Origin of the sequence: Vibrio sp. 10N.222.55.C6 (genome assembly GCF_041473395.1) — a bacterium.
In the GTDB taxonomy this organism is placed as follows: domain Bacteria; phylum Pseudomonadota; class Gammaproteobacteria; order Enterobacterales; family Vibrionaceae; genus Vibrio; species Vibrio crassostreae_C.
In genome coordinates this window covers 1-1,129 of record NZ_JBFRSD010000294.1, presented here as the reverse complement: position 1 = coordinate 1,129, position 1,129 = coordinate 1, and the positions used below count along the sequence as shown (strand labels likewise).

Below are 1,129 nucleotides of genomic sequence, written 5' to 3'. Positions count from 1 at the left end.
GCACTAGGCTTCCCCACGATTTCTGTGATCTTATTGAGAAGACGACGAGTAAAGCTGACTTTATTTTTTATGTCAGTTTGCAAAGAGATTGCCAACGCTCGCACATGAACAGAAGTATCTACTACATCTTCCACAGCCTTGTTAGCTATCAGTGCTTTGTAGACATCACCGTATGCTGACTTAAATTTAGTATTTTCAATACCAGCGTTCTTGGACAGTACTCCAAGTTTCTGGGTGAGCTGAGACAGCTCCTCTATTGACTTACCCAAAGGATCATGACGTAAAGTTACCGGTAGCTTTTTAATACGAAGGCGCACTAATTAACAATCCTTTCTAAGTCAGCAATAGATGGTTTCTTGACCGTAAAGCGAATATCGATTCTTCGGTTCTGGCTTTTATCTTGTTGGTTAGCTTCTTGTAGATTCGCTCTGCGCGTTTCTGCATAACCGCTTACAGAAAAAAGTCGCTGTCCAAATGCATTTTCTAATTCACCCAATTTAGGTGTAAGTTCTACTTCAGCTTGCCAAACATTCCAGACTGATATAGCTCTATCTACAGATAAACCCCAGTTCCCCTTCCCTCGATAATGGATCCCATCACTATCAGTGTGTCCTTCTACAAACACTGTATCTAGGTACTTGAATCTTTCGTTCTTTCGAACAGCCATATGAAGCACAGCACCAATATCTTTTACCGCCTGTTGGACTTCAGGGCTCTTTGGGATGGAATCCTTACCTGAAGCAAACGTTAGAGTGCTCTCAGGTATACGTATTACAGTGTCATTATCGGCGATCTCAACGATAACATTTCGTTTAGCTAATTCATCTCTAACGTCATAGATTATGTCTTTTCTCGCCTGTTCAGCTTTTTTTAGTTCTTCTATTCCTGCTTCAACATCATTTGTCTTTTGAGTAAGTTCAATAATTAACGCTACAGCGGCCAGTATGAAGATAACAAGAAGCGCTGACATAAGGTCAGAAAAGGAAACCCAATACGGGTTTTCTTCGTCAACTGAACCGTTTGATTGGTATCGCGAACCTCTACGCATTAGTGACTCACTTTGTCTTGGATTTCATCTACGACACTTGAAATTGTATTGACGGCATTAACCATCTGCGTTGCGTATTGA

At 41.0% G+C, this 1,129-nt stretch carries 1 protein-coding gene and 1 pseudogene; both read right to left on the bottom strand.

The genetic code is table 11. The annotated features are described in order from the left end of the window. Nucleotides 1-317, bottom strand: a pseudogene (locus AB4486_RS23750) (transcriptional regulator); the annotation flags it as partial. Next, nucleotides 317-1,048, bottom strand: coding sequence for an OmpA family protein (locus AB4486_RS23745; RefSeq protein ID WP_017083526.1), 732 nt, complete (start codon nt 1,046-1,048; stop codon nt 317-319). The pseudogene AB4486_RS23750 and the gene AB4486_RS23745, both read right to left, overlap by 1 nt. Nucleotides 1,049-1,129 lie beyond the last annotated feature (81 nt).